The sequence below is a fragment of the Bradyrhizobium sp. SYSU BS000235 genome, assembly GCF_049747295.1.
In the GTDB taxonomy this organism is placed as follows: domain Bacteria; phylum Pseudomonadota; class Alphaproteobacteria; order Rhizobiales; family Xanthobacteraceae; genus Afipia.
Genome location: NZ_JBMHJM010000001.1, coordinates 1,250,421 through 1,265,948, shown reverse-complemented (window position 1 = coordinate 1,265,948; position 15,528 = coordinate 1,250,421). Strand labels below are relative to the sequence as shown.

Genomic DNA, 15,528 nt, shown 5'->3' with positions numbered 1-15,528 from the left:
TTAATGCTGATGCTGGGCGTCGCTCTTGCCGAGCTCCGCCTTGAGGATGAATGTGTTGGCTGTTGCAATCCGCTCGCCAGCCGATAAGCCGGATACCACCTCAATCGATTGCTGATCCTCTCGATCGGTTGTGATTTGGCGTGGCTCGAAGCCCTCTGCCGTCCGTACGAAAACAACGGCATTATCTTTGATGGTCTGAAGGGCTGTCTTGGGCACCTTGACGGAGGCCGCCGTTGTGCGCAGGGGTATTTCCGCGGTGACGAAAGAGCCGGGCCGCAAGGCGTGAGACGAATTGTCGATGGACGCAATCACGCGGGCAAGGCGCGTTTCCTTGTCCAGCAGCGGGCTGACAAACTTGATCGTAGCCGGGATCGGTTCGGCATCGTTGCCGGATCTCAACGTAATGGATTGTCCTTCGCGGACGGCGTTGAGATCGGCGACCGGAATGGAAAGATCGGCCCAGACGACATCGAGGTCCACGATAACGAACAATTCGCTTTCCTGCCCCTCGCGCCCGACCAGAGATCCGAGATCAACCCGGCGTTCGGCAATGCGGCCCGTAATCGGCGCGCGGAGCTCCTGCAGTCGCAGCGTTGCGACCGGCTGCTGGGGCAGGGCTGCGATCTGATCCTCGGCAAGGCCAAGTGCGAACAGCTTCTGCCGCGCGACCTCGAGCTTGATCCGCACGTCCTCGAATGCAGTGCGGGCACGCAGGTAATCATTTTCGCTCAGCACCTTGGAGTCGAACAGGCTCTTCGATCGCGTGAACAAGGTCTGTTGGAGATCAAACGCCAGCCGTGCTGCGAGGTATTCGCTTTTGGCATCGGCTACCTCGCGACTTTCGATGACCGCGACGACCTCGCCTTCCTTAACTGGATCGCCGAGGCGTTTGCGCAATTCGGCGACGGTACCGAGCAACCTGACCGAGACTTTGGCAATGTGATCGCCGCTCGGCACAATGGCGCCTGATACCGTGATGCGTTGGCTCAATGCACCGCGACCAACGTGCTGAACGGAAAAATTGCCGGCTTCAATCTGTCGATCGCTCAGCTGAATGCGCGCATCATGATGTTCGGCTTCCGATGGAGCTGTCGCGTCGTGGCTGGACGCCAACGGCGGACAGAAGATAGCAGCGCACACCACGGCGCTAGCTGCAAATAGGCCAATCCTGTTCATTGAAATGTCCCGCAACAAGCCGCATGGGCTCGTGCTTTCGCTCGTCAAACTAAACGCGTGAAGCTGTCGCGTAGCTCTGCAGGCTACGGACAGGGAGCGGGCCGCAAGGGGCCGCGGATGATCAGGCGCGCGGGGGCTTGAAAAGCGGCAGGCCTGCGAGGGACGCCGGGGTTTGATCACAGCCGATGGCGAATGCTCGGTGGCCGAGATCGGTCGGGATGAGCGTCACCGCAGATGGCTGTGCTGAGACGTGGCTCAGACAATGGCCGCTATGTGCGGGCAATTGTTGCTCGGCAGGTCCATCGTGGGATGTCGTGGTATCAAGATTTGCGATGATCGTTGCGGAGCCGGAGCCGGCAAAAGCGAGATCGCAGTTGGCGCAATGAAACAGTGACAGCAGCAGTCCCAACACGAGCGTGGCCACAAGCGGTAACCTGCGCCGTCGTCTCGCGTAACCAGTGCTGTATGAAGGCTCTTGCGTCATATCGCTGTCAGTGAAGGCTGGTCATCCGGCATTTTCAAGACCGTCCCTTACCAGACTGTCAGTAGGCTCGCCAACCAAAGACAGGGCAGGGAGGGCAATACGTCACGGGTGAATATTGTAACAGCGAGCAGAGAGTTTTGGTGGACGGTGCCCCGCCAGGGGCCGCACCGATCATGAAACAGTAACGATTTCTCAAGCAATCGTGGTTACCAAATGGTCAAACTCCCTTTGGAACCAGTGCCATGACCGACCACAACGCCGACGGCGAGATCAGTGCCCACAACAATGATGCGAATGAAGCATCGTTGGTTCCGGATTCGACGGACATGGTTTTGCATCCGTCAAAAGGTAGCGCCGACAAGCCGTCGGCAGACCATAAGGCTGATGCAGTTCGTCTGCCCAAGGACATCGTGCTGCAGCGGTTGTCGTCAAACAGCTCATGGGAAGATTTCGTCTATAACGAATCTGAGCGCGAGAAAACCTTTGATGCGGAACCTGCACCAGCCGCAGCGGCTCCAGCGCGTCGTTCGCTGTCAATGGCCGCAGTGGTCGCGATTGCTGCTTCGGTCGGTGCGGTCGGTGGCGCCCTGGCGACCGTCGGCGTCGGCCAATTCCTGAAGGATGACCAGAAGCAGGTCGCTGTTGCGAGCGCCGCTGCGGAGCATAGCAAAACGATCGAAAACGCGATCGCCAAGCTCAACGCCGACATATCGTCGCTCAAGTCCGGTAACTCCGGTAACAGCACGCAGGCCGGAAAGCTTGCCGATCGCATTGAAAAGCTGACCGACCGCGTCGAAAAGGTCGAGAAGGCGCAGGCCGAACCGGCCGCGAAGCTGGCAAAATTGAGTGAGGCGGTTGATAAGCTCCGCGCGGCGGAAGCCACGGCCTCGGTTGCGCCAACGCCGGCCCCAGCGCCCGCGGCCCAGCCGAACCGGCTTCCGATCGTCGATGGCTGGGTGCTGCGCCAGGTTCTGGATGGCGCCGCCACGGTGCAGGGCCGCCAGGGCATCTTCGAGGTTATTCCCGGTGATCCGCTTCCCGGTGTTGGCCGGGTCGATGCGATCCGCCGCCAGGATGGCCGCTGGGTTGTCGTCACCAGCCGCGGACTGATCGTCGCACGTTAACAATTTCGCGCGGCCGGACATTCGGAACCGCGTGATCTAATGCTAAAATTTGAGCGTTCAGTTGAACGGACCAGCATGATCTCGCTGGCATGATGCAATCTCTGATGAAGAGGATTGAGCATGCCCGTTGATCGACTGAAACCGCGTCGCAATGTCGTTAACTTTTTCGCTCACGAGGTCGCCGAGACCTCCAGCGATTTCCCGCGCGCGGCCAACGACAACCCCTGTCCGTATTGCGGTGGCGTGCTGGAACCGGGTGACAGGGCGTCCGATTGTTCCGGATCTGCAGCCTGGCCGATGATCCCGTTTCCAAAAGGCTGGGAGGCGTCCTGCTGACAATCCGTCAGCGTGCCTCTGCCGAGCGCCTGCCCATGAGGTAGAGAAGAAGCCCAAGTATCGTTAACGATGCCTGGACAACGCCGACCGCCAGCGTTGCGCTGGCGATGGAAGCCGCCATCATGGTGCCGACCGCGGCGCCGGCCATCTGCAAAAATCCGAGAAGCGCCGATGCAAGACCAGCCCTGTCGCCGAAAGGCTGCAGGCTGGTCGCGGTTGCCAATGGGCTCACCAATCCGAAACCCGCCAGAAACACGATGACCGGCAGGAGATAACTCCAGACGGAGTGATCGGCCCAATGGGCCGCCAAGAGGGCAGTGCCGCCGGCCGTCGCGATGACGATACCGATGACGGTTGCTGGCCCATGTCCGATCTTGATCGCGAGACGCGGCGCCAACATGCCGGACGCGAAGACCACGAACACGGTGCCGGCGAAGAACAGGCCGAGCTGGATCGGCGACAGTCCGAGGCCATCGATCAGCACACGCGGTGTTCCTGAAAACATCGCGAACAACGCGCCCATGAAAAGCCCAATGGTGCCGGCCGGCGCGAGAAAGCGCATGTCCGTCAGCAAGCCGGCATAGGCCTTGAGAATAGCGGTTGGTTGAATCGAGACCCTGCCGTCCGGACGGTGGGTTTCGCCGACATATTTCAAGAAGCAGAGGGCAACGATCGCGCCGAAGATGCCGACGACGAAAAATTCGGAGCGCCATCCGAAGGTTGATTCAAGCATGCCGCCGATCAGCGGCGAAAAACCGGGCGCGGCGGACATCGCCACCATGATGAAGGCCAGCGCCCGCGTGAGGTCTTCGCCGCTCAGCAGATCGCGGGCGATGGCCCGCGACAGGACGGACGCGGCACATGCGCCGAATGCCTGGATGACCCGGCCGACCAATAGCATGGGCAGGTCGGTGGCGAATTCACACCAGAGACTGCCTGCAACGAAGATCAGCAGTCCGACAATGACCGGCTTCCATCGGCCGTAGCGGTCGGACAACGGACCGACAATCAGTTGCCCCACTGCAAACACCGCAAGATAGATGCTGATTGCGGAGGCAACGTCAGCAGTAGAGACGTTCAGGCTTTTTGCCATTGATGACAGCGATGGCAGCAAAATGCTTGTCGCGAACGACCCGACCGAGGCAAGCGCGGCAAGCACCACGATCCGCGTCGAGATTGCCGGGGTCCGCCGCGCCTGTGTTTCGTTCCGGCTCAGATTCTGGATCGTCATTGAAAAGCCCTCTCGGATGACCTTTTATATGACGAGTATCATACAATCAAACAAATGTTGGCCGCTGTTGAAGGCTTTGCCGACGGCCTTTTGACGTCAGACAGGTCAAGCCTCCTGTCGCAACGCGTGTTTGACGCGACGCCGCGACGCAGCATTCGGTCTTGAACCGCCCGGGGCATGCTCACCATTTAAGGGTGTATTCCCTGGTCTGAGGGTGGCAGGAGGCGGCTTTGAGCTACTTCAAAACGGCGATTTTGCTCGCAGGTCTGACAGCGCTGTTCATGGGCGTTGGCTATCTCATCGGCGGTTCAAGCGGCGCCATGATCGCATTGGTCGTTGCTGCGGCGACGAACCTGTTTGCGTACTGGAATTCCGACCGGATGGTGCTGTCGATGTACGGCGCGCAGGAGGTCGATGAACGGTCGGCCCCGGAGTTGGTGCGTCTGGTGGCTGAGCTGGCCGCGCGCGCGAACCTGCCGATGCCGAAGGTGTATCTCATGGACAATCCGCAGCCCAACGCTTTCGCGACGGGACGGAATCCGCGGAACGCTGCGGTGGCGGCGACCACTGGCCTCGTGCAAATGCTGAGCAGGGAGGAATTGGCCGGCGTGATCGCGCACGAGCTCGCGCATATCAAAAACCACGATACGCTGATCATGACGCTGACCGCGACCATCGCGGGCGCGATTTCCATGGTCACGCAATTCGGGATGTTTTTCGGCGGTCATCGCGGTAACAACGGCGGTCCGGGTATCGTCGGCTCGTTGGCGATGATGATTCTGGCGCCGCTGGCTGCGATGATCGTGCAGATGGCGATCAGCCGGACGCGGGAATATTCCGCGGACAACCTCGGTGCGCGGATTTGCGGTCAGCCGATGTGGCTGGCGTCAGCGTTGGTCAAAATCGATAATGCCGCGCACCAGATCCCCAACATGGAGGCTGAACGAAGCCCCGCGACCGCGCACATGTTCATCATCAACCCGCTTTCGGGCCATGGCGTGGACAATTTGTTCTCGACCCACCCTTCGACGGAAAACCGTGTCCGCGAGTTGCAGCGCCTTGCGGGTGAGTTCGGATCGCGCGGTGGTTTTCCGAACACTCAGGCCCAAGCCGCCGGCAGCAGGCCGCGTGGTCCTTGGGGTTAGATCGGACCACCAGTCGTTTACGACGCGCGCGTTCGGCGCGCGTCGCAAATCAAACATTCGCGGCTAATTGCTCTTTTGCAGGGCAGCTGTTTGCTTGGCGAGCTGCTTGTCGAAATCCTGTTCGAGCGTTGCCACATAGCTTGCAAGTTCGTCCGGCTTGACGAATGGGTTCGGCGCGCCGTCCTTCATTTGCGCCCGCTTCGCCTGCATGCCGTATACTTCCGGATGCGGCCCAAGCAGCACGTCGATCTTCATCGCCTTAACCTTTGCGTAGGTTGACCGATAGTCGTCGACAATGCCGGCGTAGGTCGGATGGCCGACCAGCTTGTTCAGCGCAACCGTTCCGCTGCAGAAGAACAGCACATCGCGATTCTGATTGCCGTCTTTGACGGTCATCTCCCAACTTGTGCAGCCGGGAGAATGGCCGGGTGTCGCATGCGCGATCAGCGTTGTGTCGCCGAGGTTGACCTTGTCGCCCTCTTTAACGGCGCGGTCGACTTTGACGGCCGGAAAAGCGAGATCCGAGTTTTTCTCATCGCCCGGATAATATCCGCCTTCGAGCAGCGGCTTGTCCCGTTCGCCGGCAACCAGCTGAGCGCCGGTTTCCTTCTTGATCTCGGCCAAGCCGCCGGTGTGATCGAAGTGAGCATGGGTGTTCAGGATGTACTTGATGTCGCTCAGCTTGAAGCCGAGCTTGGCGATGTTGTCCTTGATCATGCCGGTGGACTGCGGAAGCGCTGTGTCCATGAGGATCAGGCCTTGCGACGTCTTGATGATGTACACGGCAATGCCGTCGGTGCCGACGTAGTAGATGTTGCCGATCATGTGGAACGGCTCGAAGGGCGTGGTCCACTTCTTGGTGACCTGCGCCAGAAAGTCCTTGACGGTTTGCGCCTGCGCGCCGGTTGCGAACAGCGTTAAAGCGCACAGCACCGCTGCGAGCGTCCTCATGATAGCCTCCCGATATTGATTCTTGTCGTTGCGATTAAGCAGACGAATTGAAGCGCGATTCAGGCGGCGAGCTCAAGCGTCATCTGATGGATCGCGATCACGGACGCGCGACACCGTCTCGGGTTGCGATAGAAATCGGCGTGATCCGCGAAGGCGTGTGGGTATTACGAGCCTTGCACCTTTTTCAATGATGCCGTCTGGAAAGGGCAAGATTTGGGAAAGCGAAAAAAACGGCGACCTTGCGGCCGCCGGGACACTTATCGAAGCTTGATACAAACGCGCCTGAGAGCTTCGCAATATGATGAGAGTTTTAATAATTAAAGTTTGAGATTTTCTGCAGAAGTCCTGCCGCGATTGGCAATCTCTTCATACTCGACGGCCTGTCCCTCATTCAGTGTCGTACGCCCTGTTTTCTCCACTGCGGAAATATGAACAAAGACGTCTTTCCCGCCGGAGCTGGGTTGGATAAATCCGTACCCCTTGGTCGGGTTGAACCATTTCACAGTGCCTTTAGCCATTAATGAGTCTCCAGAAATAAGAACGGTTTTAAACAGTCGGCTCCGCAGATGGCGTATCCAACGCAGAATAAGCTACGCGGTATATTTGCGCCTTGGTAGTCTAAATCACGTGATTTAATTGTGCAGATTGCCGCGCTGAGGCTGTTGCAGCCGCGAAACCTTGGGTCAGGCTCATAATGTGGTGCTTTCGACCTGATAAATGGCTCGCCCGCGGACAGGAGCCGCAGCCGTCATGGGCGTTCAGTGAGCAGCCTGACGGGCCAAAGCAAATCGCCGGTCATGGCCACGACCGGCGATTTAAGGTCTGCAGGGAGGCGAGGAATCAATCGCAGACGTTGATTGTACGCAGGCGAATGCCGCGAGCGGTGCGGACGCGGCGGGTCACATAACAGCCGTTATCAACATATTGGGGATCTACGTAGACCGGGCCGAAGCCAAATCCCACTCCTTGATAGTGATGGCCCCAGCCATGTCCCCAGTGGCCGCCGTGCCAGCCGTGAGCTGAAGCCGCGGTCGGGGACAGAGCGGCCGCTCCAAGGGAAGCGGAGGCGGCAAGGGCAAGAGCGAGTGTGCGAAGCATGGTCTTCTCCTGAACGATGCGCTGGCCGCGCTGAATTGCCGATATCCACCACCGCAAATTGGTCGCGCTGCCATCGGCATGGGTTCACGTCTGCGGAGAGCCTTGGAGCACTCTGCCGAACGACGTTCGTCAGGAAGTTCAGGATTTTGTCTCGTCGTCGCCAACGCGGCGGAGCAGGTCCTTCGCGAGATCCGACAGCATTGGGCGCGGGAGGACCGCGAATGGCAGGGGGCGCGTTACATCCACGGCGGCGAGGCCGAGCCGCGCTGTGAGCAATCCGTTGAGCAGGCCTTCGCCGAGCCGCGCGGAGAGCTTCGCGGCGATGCCATGCCCCAACACCTGCTGGATCAGACTGTCGCTGGCTGCCATACCGCCGGTGACGGCAAGATGCGCGATCACATGCCGCATCAGGCGAATAAGGCCGAGCGTGCCCGGCCGGCCGCCATAAAGCCTGGCGAGTTGACGGACGAGACGCAGTGCTGCCGCCAGCACGAACAGGACATCGATGATCGCTCCGGGGCTGACCGCCGTGACGATGGAGACCCGCTGCGCAGCGCTCGAAATAAGCCGGCGCGCTTCTTGATCGAGCGGGGTCATGAGCTCGCGTTCGGCAAGGCGGATCATGTCCGCGCCGTCGATGATGTCACGGCCGTGTTCCTCGAGCGCGAGACGGGCGCGGGCCAGCCTTGGATTGTCATGCGCAACCTTCAGCAGATCGCGAACAATAGCGTCGCTTTCCTTTCGGTCGTCATTCAAAAGGACGGCATTTGCGCGTGCGTGGAGCTTCTCGATCGTTTCAAGCCGGGCAAGACTTAACGTCTCGCGGGTAATGATGGCGACCAGCGCCACCACCGCAAGAATGGCGAAGGTCAGCCCGATATAGCCAAGGCTGAGGCTGCGGTTGAACAGGTCTTCCACGAGATTGGTGATGCCGAGACCAAGGCCGAGCAAAACCAGCGCCCCCAGTGCCACCCAGAACACCTTGGCCCAGCCGAAACCCTTGCGGACGGGGACGAACGGTTCGTCGACCGGGACTGGCAGCAATGCGGGATCGGAATCCGGCGTGATGCGAATTTTGCCGCGCAATGGGCGTGCAGTCTCGTTCTCCTCGTCCAGCACGATCACACGCGGGTCGTCGAGCTTGAAAGCTGTTGGTTTGCGGTGTTGCGGACGGTCGCTCATTGCAGCTTGTCTCCGACCAGAAACTGAAGCGCGCGGTCCAGACGAATATGGGGTAGCGCCGGCTCTTCGCCAGCAGCCCGGCTGAGCAATGGCGGACGAAATCTCAGAAAGCGGAAGTCGGCATGCTCGGATGTGGCTGTCGTCAGTCCGCGAAATGGCGCTTTGCCGGTGAAAAGCTCATCGAGGTTGTCTGGAAGGTCACCTGGGAATGTTGCGGCTTCCGTCTCGCCATCGAAGATCTGGCCGTTTGAAGTTTCGTTGACTTCGGGGGTCCCCAGGATCGAGGGCAATTTCTCTCGGCCCTGCTGCACCACCGCTTCGCGGGTCGCGCGCACCGCCGCGAGCGCGATTACGTCCACGGCGGCACCGGCGAATTCCGCCTTCGCGGCCGCGCGTTCCACCATGCGCCTCAAGATCGCTTCCAGCCGGTCATGGCTGGAGCGATGCAGGTGATCGGCCTTCGTGGCCGCGAACAGGATTCGGTCGATGCGCGGGCGAAACAGCGAACTGACGAAGGTGCTGCGGCCGATATTGAAGCAGTCGAGAATGCCCGACAGCGCGCCCTCGAGATCCTTCAACGCTTCGGGGCCTGCATTGAATGCGGCAAGAGCATCCACCAGAACGATCTGCCGATCGAGCCGGGTAAAATGATCGCGGAAGAATGGACGCACCACGACGTCCTTGTAGGCCTCATAGCGCCGCCGCATCATTGCCCACAGCGAACCGCTTGGTGCCGAGCCATCCTGCGGTACATCGAGCGGGGAAAAGGTCAAAGCCGGCGAGCCCGCAAGACTGCCCGGCATCAGAAAGCGGCCCGGGGGCAGAAGGCTCATGGCAAAGCGTTCATCCCGGCAGGCCCGGAGGTATTCGGTAAAAAGTTTGGCGGCCGTCAGGGTCGCCTGTTCGTCCTCACGGCCGTCCGGATCGAGGCGCACCAGATGCGCATGCCATTCTCTCGCCAGCCGCGCCCGCGGTTCGCGCCGAGACAGCGCCAGGCTTTCCGCGGACCATTGCTCATAACTTTTCTTGAGTAATGGAAGGTCGAGCAGCCACTCGCCGGGATAATCGACCAAGTCTAGCGTGAGGCTGCGGGTGGCCGCATTCTGACGCTGATAGTCGATGACGAGCCGCAGTTCGCTGATATCGACCGTCGAGCTTGGCCATTGGCGTTCGTCGATCAACGTGCGAACGTGTTTTTCGTAAGCAAAGCGCGGGACAGCATCATCTGGCTGCGGTTCAAGCCGGGCACGGGCGATGCGGCCTGTGGCAAGGGATTCGAAGACGGGAAACCTGCCGCCGCGCAGCAGGCCGTGAACCAGTGCGGTGATGAAGACGGTCTTCCCGGCGCGTGACAGGCCCGTGACGCCGAGCCGAACGGTCGGATTCAACAAATTCTCGCCATACTCGATCAGGGATCGCAGCGAGAGACGGGTTTCCTCGACGATGTCCGAAAAGCTGGGGGCCATATTTCCATCAAGACTTTATCGGACTGGGAGGCAATCGCAGCAGCAATAAATCAAGTAACGGCTCCTTGAATTTGGAGGCTGTCAAACAGAAATCAAGTTTCAGCTTTATGATCACCTTTGACCAGCCATTTTCAGAAGTCATTGACCGTTTTTGAGCTAGGTCAATTGGCTCAATGTCGGTCCCGCCAGGTTATACGGATGACAATTTTCAGGTTGAAACAGTTTAATACGGACAAGCGCAGCATGGGCGGTGGTGTGATCCGCTGGAACTATGACCGCGCCGAACTGATTGCGGACGGTGTGGTGCATGTGCTGGGCGCCGTCCTCGGATTGATCGCTGCAACAGCCCTTGTCGTTCTCGCGGGCATCTACGCGTCCACTCCGGAAATCATTTCGGTGTCAGTCTATGTCACCGGATTGCTGGCGATGCTGGGTCTGTCCGCCACCTACAATCTCTGGCCGGTCTCGCCCGTCAAATGGGTGCTGCGACGTTTTGACCACTCTGCCATCTACGTTCTGATTGCCGCGACCTACACGCCTTTCCTCACTGAAATGAATGATCGCGTCGTTGCCATGGCTCTGTTGATTGGCGTGTGGTCCGTGGCCGCAGCCGGCATCGCCATCAAGATCTTTTTCCCGGGGCGGTTCGATCGCCTCGCGGTGGGGCTCTATCTGGCGCTTGGGTGGAGCGGTGTGATTGCTTACGACAGCGTCGTCGCCTCACTGCCGACGTCGACACTCTGGTTCATCGCAGCCGGCGGACTACTGTATTCGCTCGGTGTGATTTTTCACGTCTGGGAGCGGCTGCGGTTTCAGAACGCGATCTGGCATTCGTTCGTGCTGCTCGCGGCAGCCTGCCACTATACGGCTGTGCTGGATATGATCCTGGTTGGCGCGTGAGATCGATTGATCTCGCTCTCTTTCCGACCTAAACCTTTCATATGAAAGTTTCAGGAAAAGTCGTTGTTGTCACCGGCGGCGCCAATGGCATCGGTCAGGCGCTCTGCGAAATCTTCCACCGCGAGGGTGCTTCAAAGGTCGTTGTTGCTGATCTCGATGGCGGGCGCGCGAAAGTCGTTGCCGACGCCATTGGCGGCGCAGCATTTGCCTGCGATGTGGCCAAAGAAACCGATATTCGCGAGTTGATCGAGAAGACCGAGCAACAGTTCGGTCCGATCGACTTGTTCTGCTCGAATGCAGGCATCGGCGGCGGATTTGATCCGCTCTCGGAAAATGCCGGTGGTACGTCCGATGAGCCGTGGGCGAAAAGCTGGGCGATCCACGTCATGGCGCATGTGTATGCGGCGCGTCACCTGATCCCGCGCATGAAGGCGCGCGGCGGCGGATACTTCCTCAACACGATTTCAGCCGCGGGGCTTCTGTCTCAGGTCGGCAGCGCCGCGTACTCTACCACCAAGCATGCGGCTGTGGGCTTTGCTGAAAATCTCGCGATTTCGCACAAGGCGCACAACATTCGCGTTTCGATTCTTTGCCCTCAAGGCGTTGAAACCAACATGCTGCGCGGCCTGCCGAAAGGTCCACAATCGGGCGACGGCAATCTCACGCCGGAAGCGGTCGCGGAATCGGCATTGCAGGGGATCGATCGCGAAACATTCCTGATCCTGCCGCATCCGCAGGTGATCGATTACATGCGGAAGAAGACCGACAATTACGATCGCTGGATCGGCGGCATGGCAAAGCTTCAGGCTGCGACGCGCGAGGCGCACGGCAAGAAGTAGGCAGACCTACCAGCTTGCTGTCGCTTTCATGGTCGGAACGCCGTCCGCGTTTGCGGTCCAGACGGCCATTTCGCTCGCACCATCGTCGGCGTTGATGCTGAAGTCAGCCCCATCGAACAGAGGCTGCACGCCGCGATATGAAAACATCTTCGGCGCATTACCGCCATGCAGCTTGGCCGCAAATTCCACCAGCAAGCTTGCCTGAAGCGGGCCGTGGAAGATGAGCCCCGGATAACCTTCAACCTTCGTGACGTAATCGCGGTCGTAGTGAATCCGATGGCCGTTGAACGTCAATGCCGAATAGCGGAACAGCAGAACCGGATCCGCCATGTGCGTTTCCCGGTGCCGTGCGGTTGGACCAGGAGAAGCCGGAGCAGATGCCTTCTGCGTTCCGGCAGGCGTGACGTCGCGGTAGACGATGTCTTGTCTTTCGCGAATGGCGACGCCGCGGCCTGTGGTGATCGTATGGTCGACGGTGACGAAACACAGTGCGCCGGTGCTGCCGGTCTTCAAGGTCACATCGGCGATGCGCGATGACCGCGTCACGTCGTCGCCCACGCGCAAGGTGTCGAGGAATTCCAATTGTCCGCCGGCCCACATCCGCCGCGGCAATGGCACGGGCGGCAGGAAGCCGCCGCGTGCGGGATGCCCGTCTGGTCCAAGCTCATTCATCGGCGCCACTGGCTGCGCCAGGCACCAATGGGTCGTGAGCGGCGCGGCGTCACCGTCCGCCGGGTTGCCGATCTCCATGAACAAGGTCGCGCGAAGCGCTTTGACGAGCTGAGCGGTGACGATATCGGACGCCTTCTGGGTCCGGCCGATCCATTGGCGCAGATGTTCGATATCCAGCTTGTCGCTCATGATTTCGTTCCACTTGCGATTTCATCGGTTGCATTGCCGACGGGAGGCACAGCTCCGTAGTGGCGCGTCTCATCCATAACGATCGCTGCCGGTGCAGGATACGCCACGGTGCCGTTCGGTGTATCGACTTCGATGCGCCGCAGGTGCGGATGCACCGACAGGTCGCTCATGGTGTTGACTTCGGCGAAGGCGATATCGGCGTCCGTCAGCCGCTTGAGCAGGTCATCGCGCGTCATGGTCGCGAATACATCGCCGACGGTCTTGTCGGTCAGTGCGCGGTTGCGGACGCGTTCGACGCCGTTGGCAAAACGCGGATCGTTCGGCAGATCCGGCATCGACATGACATCGGCGGTGAGCTTCTTCCATTCCCGTTCGCTCTGGATCGAGATCAGGATATCGCGGCCATCCTTTGACCGGAACACGCCGTAGGGCGCGATCGAGGTATGGGCGAGGCCCATGCGCTTTGGCGTGTTGCCATTTTCGGCATTCAAGAGCGGCACCGTCAGCCAGTCCGCCATCACATCGAACATCGAGACGCGGATGTCAGCGCCCTGGCCGGTGCGGGAGCGGGCGATCAGGGCTTCGAGGATGGCGGCGTGAGCCGTGGCACCGGTCGCGATATCGACAATGGACAGGCCGACGCGTGCCGGGGTTTCCGGACCGCCGGTAATGGAGGCCAGGCCGCTCTCGGCCTGGATGAGAAGGTCGTAGGCCTTGCGTTCCGCATAGGGGCCATCGTCGCCGTAGCCGCTGATGGTGCAACAAACCAACGCCGGATAGTCTTTGCGCAACCGCTCGCGGGTGAAGCCGAGACGATCCATCGACCCCGGCTTGAGGTTCTGGACCAGCACATCGGCGCCAGCGATCAGCTTTTCCAGCGTCTTGCGGCCTTCGTCGGTGACGAGATCGATCACGACGGACTTCTTGCCGCGATTGAGCCAGACGAAGTAGCTGCTCTGGCCCTTGGCGGCGGCATCGTAACCGCGGGCGAAATCGCCCTCCGGACGTTCGACTTTGAAAACCGTGGCACCGGCATCCGCCAGCCGTGACGTGCAGAACGGAGCTGCGACCGCCTGTTCGACGGCAATAACGGTCAATCCTTCAAGCGGCAGCATGGATCGTCTCAATAGGAGCGCGGCATGCCCAACACATGCTCGGCAAGGAACGACAGAATGAGGTTGGTGGAAATCGGAGCAACGGAATAAAGTCGGGTCTCGCGGAACTTCCGCTCGATGTCGTATTCTTCCGCAAAACCAAAGCCGCCGTGGGTCTGCACGCAGGCGTTGGCAGCCTCCCAGGACGCGTCCGCAGCCAGCATCTTCGCCATGTTGGCTTCGGCCCCGCAATCCTTGCCGGCTTCATAGAGCCGGGTCGCTTCCCTCACCATCAGTTCGGCGGCACGCATGTTTGCGTAAGCCTTGGCGATCGGAAACTGGATGCCCTGGTTCTGCCCGATCGGACGGCCGAACACCGAGCGCTCCTTGGCATAGGTGCTCGCCTTGTTGATGAACCACTTGGCATCGCCAACGCATTCGCTGGCGATGAGAATGCGTTCGGCGTTCATGCCGGAGAGAATGTAGCGGAAGCCCTTGCCTTCTTCGCCGATCAGATTTTCAGCGGGTACGCGCAGATTGTCGAAGAACACTTCCGTGGTGGAGTGGTTCATCATGGTGCGAATCGGCCGGATCGAGAGTCCTCCGGCTTTCTTTGCTTCCTGCATATCGACCAGGAAGACCGACAGGCCGTCTGTGCGCTTTGCGACTTGGTCTTTCGGCGTTGTGCGCGCCAAGAGGATCATCAGGTCGGAATATTCCGCGCGGCTGGTCCAGATTTTCTGGCCGTTGACGATGTAGTCGCCGTTGCCTTCGCGTTTGGCAAAGGTCTTCAGCGAGGAGGTGTCGGTGCCGCTGGTCGGCTCAGTCACGCCGAAAGCCTGCAGGCGGAGCTCGCCGCTGGCGATGCGTGGCAGCCATTTCTCGCGCTGGACATCGCTGCCGTGCCGCAGAAGGACGCCCATTGTATACATCTGGGCGTGGCAGGCGCCGCCGTTGCAGCCGGAGAGCTGGATTTCTTCCATGATCGCGGCGGCCGCCGACAGCTTGAGCCCGGCACCGCCGTATTCCTCGGGAATCAGGACCGAGAGATAGCCGGCGTCGATCAGCGCTTTGACGAAGTCCTGAGGATAAGCCATTTCGCGGTCGAGCTTGCGCCAATATTCGCCGGGAAACTGCGCGCAAAGCTTTGCAATGGATTCACGGATGTCGGAAAAATCGTTGGGTTCTGTCTGTGTCATGAGAATGCTTTTGGCAGATCGACGGCCCGCATGGTAGCCGTGCCGAACGCACATCTGCGTTCTGAATTTTCATTCTTGGTGAAAACCTCGATCGTCGCCACCCCGATGGTGCCGCCGACCTGGATAGCTTCCGCCCTGGCGATGATTTCATCGCCGTCGGCGGAGGCCAGAAAGTTGACCTTGAATTCGACGGTGACGCCGATCTTCCCTTGTGGAAGCTTGCTCGTCACCGCGATGCCCGCAGCCTGATCCGCGAGTGCCGCAATCACGCCGCCGTGGAAGTGGCCGGCAAACTGCAGCAGATCGTCCCGGCGGGGCAAGATCAATTCGACCTTGCCCGGCTCGAGATGGGCGATGCGGACGCCCGCGGCTTTTGAAAATCCGTGGCTGGTAACTTTCTCCGCCAGTTCTGGCGGATTTAATGTACTCACATTCAGGTCCT

At 60.0% G+C, this 15,528-nt stretch carries 16 protein-coding genes; 4 read left to right on the top strand and 12 right to left on the bottom strand.

Annotation, left to right across the window (positions count from 1 at the left end; genetic code table 11):
- Both ACP0KA_RS05855 and ACP0KA_RS05850 read right to left on the bottom strand, forming a co-directional pair.
- The gene (locus ACP0KA_RS05855; protein WP_424627899.1) at positions 1 to 1,176 is read right to left on the bottom strand and encodes an efflux RND transporter periplasmic adaptor subunit; all 1,176 of its coding nucleotides are present in this window, start codon (positions 1,174 to 1,176) and stop codon (positions 1 to 3) included.
- A 121-nt stretch (positions 1,177 to 1,297) separates the two neighbouring features.
- Positions 1,298 to 1,600: a ferrichrome ABC transporter substrate-binding protein gene (locus ACP0KA_RS05850; RefSeq protein ID WP_424627898.1), complete on the bottom strand. Its 303-nt coding sequence runs from the start codon at positions 1,598 to 1,600 to the stop codon at positions 1,298 to 1,300.
- A 302-nt stretch (positions 1,601 to 1,902) separates the two neighbouring features.
- Here ACP0KA_RS05850 and ACP0KA_RS05845 point away from each other — a divergent pair, with 302 nt between their 5' ends.
- On the top strand, positions 1,903 to 2,784 hold the full coding sequence (locus ACP0KA_RS05845) for a hypothetical protein (RefSeq protein ID WP_424627897.1): 882 nt from the start codon (positions 1,903 to 1,905) through the stop codon (positions 2,782 to 2,784).
- 343 nt (positions 2,785 to 3,127) lie between these two features.
- Here ACP0KA_RS05845 and ACP0KA_RS05840 read toward each other — a convergent pair whose 3' ends face one another.
- Positions 3,128 to 4,351: a multidrug effflux MFS transporter gene (locus ACP0KA_RS05840; RefSeq protein WP_424627896.1), complete on the bottom strand. Its 1,224-nt coding sequence runs from the start codon at positions 4,349 to 4,351 to the stop codon at positions 3,128 to 3,130.
- A gap of 230 nt (positions 4,352 to 4,581) precedes the next feature.
- On the opposite strand from ACP0KA_RS05840, the gene htpX reads away from it, so the two are divergent.
- Entirely contained in the window at positions 4,582 to 5,496 is a 915-nt protein-coding gene (gene htpX / locus ACP0KA_RS05835; protein WP_424627895.1) for a zinc metalloprotease HtpX, read from the top strand.
- A gap of 63 nt (positions 5,497 to 5,559) precedes the next feature.
- Here the strand turns inward: htpX and blaBJP are convergent, their stop codons facing one another.
- The 5 genes from blaBJP to ACP0KA_RS05810 all read right to left on the bottom strand — a co-directional run bounded on the left by blaBJP (position 5,560) and on the right by ACP0KA_RS05810 (position 10,193).
- On the bottom strand, positions 5,560 to 6,447 hold the full coding sequence (gene blaBJP / locus ACP0KA_RS05830; protein ID WP_424627894.1) for a BJP family subclass B3 metallo-beta-lactamase: 888 nt from the start codon (positions 6,445 to 6,447) through the stop codon (positions 5,560 to 5,562).
- A gap of 317 nt (positions 6,448 to 6,764) precedes the next feature.
- On the bottom strand, positions 6,765 to 6,965 hold the full coding sequence (locus ACP0KA_RS05825) for a cold-shock protein (protein ID WP_424627893.1): 201 nt from the start codon (positions 6,963 to 6,965) through the stop codon (positions 6,765 to 6,767).
- Positions 6,966 to 7,287: 322 nt separating this feature from the next.
- Positions 7,288 to 7,545 carry a hypothetical protein gene (locus ACP0KA_RS05820; protein WP_424627892.1) on the bottom strand — a complete coding sequence of 86 codons (258 nt, stop codon included), beginning with the start codon at positions 7,543 to 7,545 and terminating at the stop codon, positions 7,288 to 7,290.
- A gap of 138 nt (positions 7,546 to 7,683) precedes the next feature.
- Positions 7,684 to 8,727 (bottom strand): YcjF family protein, encoded by a 1,044-nt coding sequence (locus ACP0KA_RS05815; protein ID WP_424627891.1) that lies wholly within the window; start codon positions 8,725 to 8,727, stop codon positions 7,684 to 7,686.
- On the bottom strand, positions 8,724 to 10,193 hold the full coding sequence (locus ACP0KA_RS05810; protein WP_424627890.1) for a YcjX family protein: 1,470 nt from the start codon (positions 10,191 to 10,193) through the stop codon (positions 8,724 to 8,726). Before ACP0KA_RS05810 ends, ACP0KA_RS05815 begins: the two co-directional genes overlap by 4 nt.
- A 198-nt stretch (positions 10,194 to 10,391) precedes the next feature.
- Here ACP0KA_RS05810 and trhA point away from each other — a divergent pair, with 198 nt between their 5' ends.
- Both trhA and ACP0KA_RS05800 read left to right on the top strand, forming a co-directional pair.
- Entirely contained in the window at positions 10,392 to 11,093 is a 702-nt protein-coding gene (trhA, locus tag ACP0KA_RS05805; protein ID WP_424627889.1) for a PAQR family membrane homeostasis protein TrhA, read from the top strand.
- A gap of 41 nt (positions 11,094 to 11,134) precedes the next feature.
- Positions 11,135 to 11,932, top strand: coding sequence for an SDR family oxidoreductase (locus tag ACP0KA_RS05800; protein WP_424627888.1), 798 nt, complete (start codon positions 11,135 to 11,137; stop codon positions 11,930 to 11,932).
- Between the two features lie 6 nt (positions 11,933 to 11,938).
- Here ACP0KA_RS05800 and ACP0KA_RS05795 read toward each other — a convergent pair whose 3' ends face one another.
- From ACP0KA_RS05795 to ACP0KA_RS05780, 4 genes are read right to left on the bottom strand one after another with little or no spacing between them, the layout of a single operon-like run.
- The gene (locus tag ACP0KA_RS05795; protein ID WP_424627887.1) at positions 11,939 to 12,793 is read right to left on the bottom strand and encodes an FAS1-like dehydratase domain-containing protein; all 855 of its coding nucleotides are present in this window, start codon (positions 12,791 to 12,793) and stop codon (positions 11,939 to 11,941) included.
- Complete coding sequence (locus tag ACP0KA_RS05790; RefSeq protein ID WP_424627886.1) at positions 12,790 to 13,908, bottom strand: CaiB/BaiF CoA transferase family protein; 1,119 nt, start codon at positions 13,906 to 13,908, stop codon at positions 12,790 to 12,792. The genes ACP0KA_RS05795 and ACP0KA_RS05790 overlap by 4 nt, the downstream gene beginning before the upstream one ends.
- 8 nt (positions 13,909 to 13,916) lie before the next feature.
- Complete coding sequence (locus ACP0KA_RS05785; RefSeq protein WP_424627885.1) at positions 13,917 to 15,086, bottom strand: acyl-CoA dehydrogenase family protein; 1,170 nt, start codon at positions 15,084 to 15,086, stop codon at positions 13,917 to 13,919.
- Entirely contained in the window at positions 15,083 to 15,517 is a 435-nt protein-coding gene (locus tag ACP0KA_RS05780; RefSeq protein ID WP_424627884.1) for a PaaI family thioesterase, read from the bottom strand. Before ACP0KA_RS05780 ends, ACP0KA_RS05785 begins: the two co-directional genes overlap by 4 nt.
- Positions 15,518 to 15,528: the final 11 nt, after the last annotated feature.

Excerpts from the sequence above, each read along its gene's own strand:
- ACP0KA_RS05855 (WP_424627899.1), bottom strand. The coding sequence starts at position 1,176 with ATGAACAGGATTGGCCTATTTGCAGCTAGCGCCGTGGTGTGCGCTGCT.
- ACP0KA_RS05845 (WP_424627897.1), top strand. The coding sequence starts at position 1,903 with ATGACCGACCACAACGCCGACGGCGAGATCAGTGCCCACAACAATGAT.
- ACP0KA_RS05840 (WP_424627896.1), bottom strand. The coding sequence starts at position 4,351 with ATGACGATCCAGAATCTGAGCCGGAACGAAACACAGGCGCGGCGGACC.
- blaBJP (WP_424627894.1), bottom strand. The coding sequence starts at position 6,447 with ATGAGGACGCTCGCAGCGGTGCTGTGCGCTTTAACGCTGTTCGCAACC.
- ACP0KA_RS05825 (WP_424627893.1), bottom strand. The coding sequence starts at position 6,965 with ATGGCTAAAGGCACTGTGAAATGGTTCAACCCGACCAAGGGGTACGGA.
- ACP0KA_RS05820 (WP_424627892.1), bottom strand. The coding sequence starts at position 7,545 with ATGCTTCGCACACTCGCTCTTGCCCTTGCCGCCTCCGCTTCCCTTGGA.
- ACP0KA_RS05815 (WP_424627891.1), bottom strand. The coding sequence starts at position 8,727 with ATGAGCGACCGTCCGCAACACCGCAAACCAACAGCTTTCAAGCTCGAC.
- ACP0KA_RS05810 (WP_424627890.1), bottom strand. The coding sequence starts at position 10,193 with ATGGCCCCCAGCTTTTCGGACATCGTCGAGGAAACCCGTCTCTCGCTG.
- trhA (WP_424627889.1), top strand. The coding sequence starts at position 10,392 with ATGACAATTTTCAGGTTGAAACAGTTTAATACGGACAAGCGCAGCATG.
- ACP0KA_RS05800 (WP_424627888.1), top strand. The coding sequence starts at position 11,135 with ATGAAAGTTTCAGGAAAAGTCGTTGTTGTCACCGGCGGCGCCAATGGC.
- ACP0KA_RS05795 (WP_424627887.1), bottom strand. The coding sequence starts at position 12,793 with ATGAGCGACAAGCTGGATATCGAACATCTGCGCCAATGGATCGGCCGG.
- ACP0KA_RS05790 (WP_424627886.1), bottom strand. The coding sequence starts at position 13,908 with ATGCTGCCGCTTGAAGGATTGACCGTTATTGCCGTCGAACAGGCGGTC.
- ACP0KA_RS05785 (WP_424627885.1), bottom strand. The coding sequence starts at position 15,086 with ATGACACAGACAGAACCCAACGATTTTTCCGACATCCGTGAATCCATT.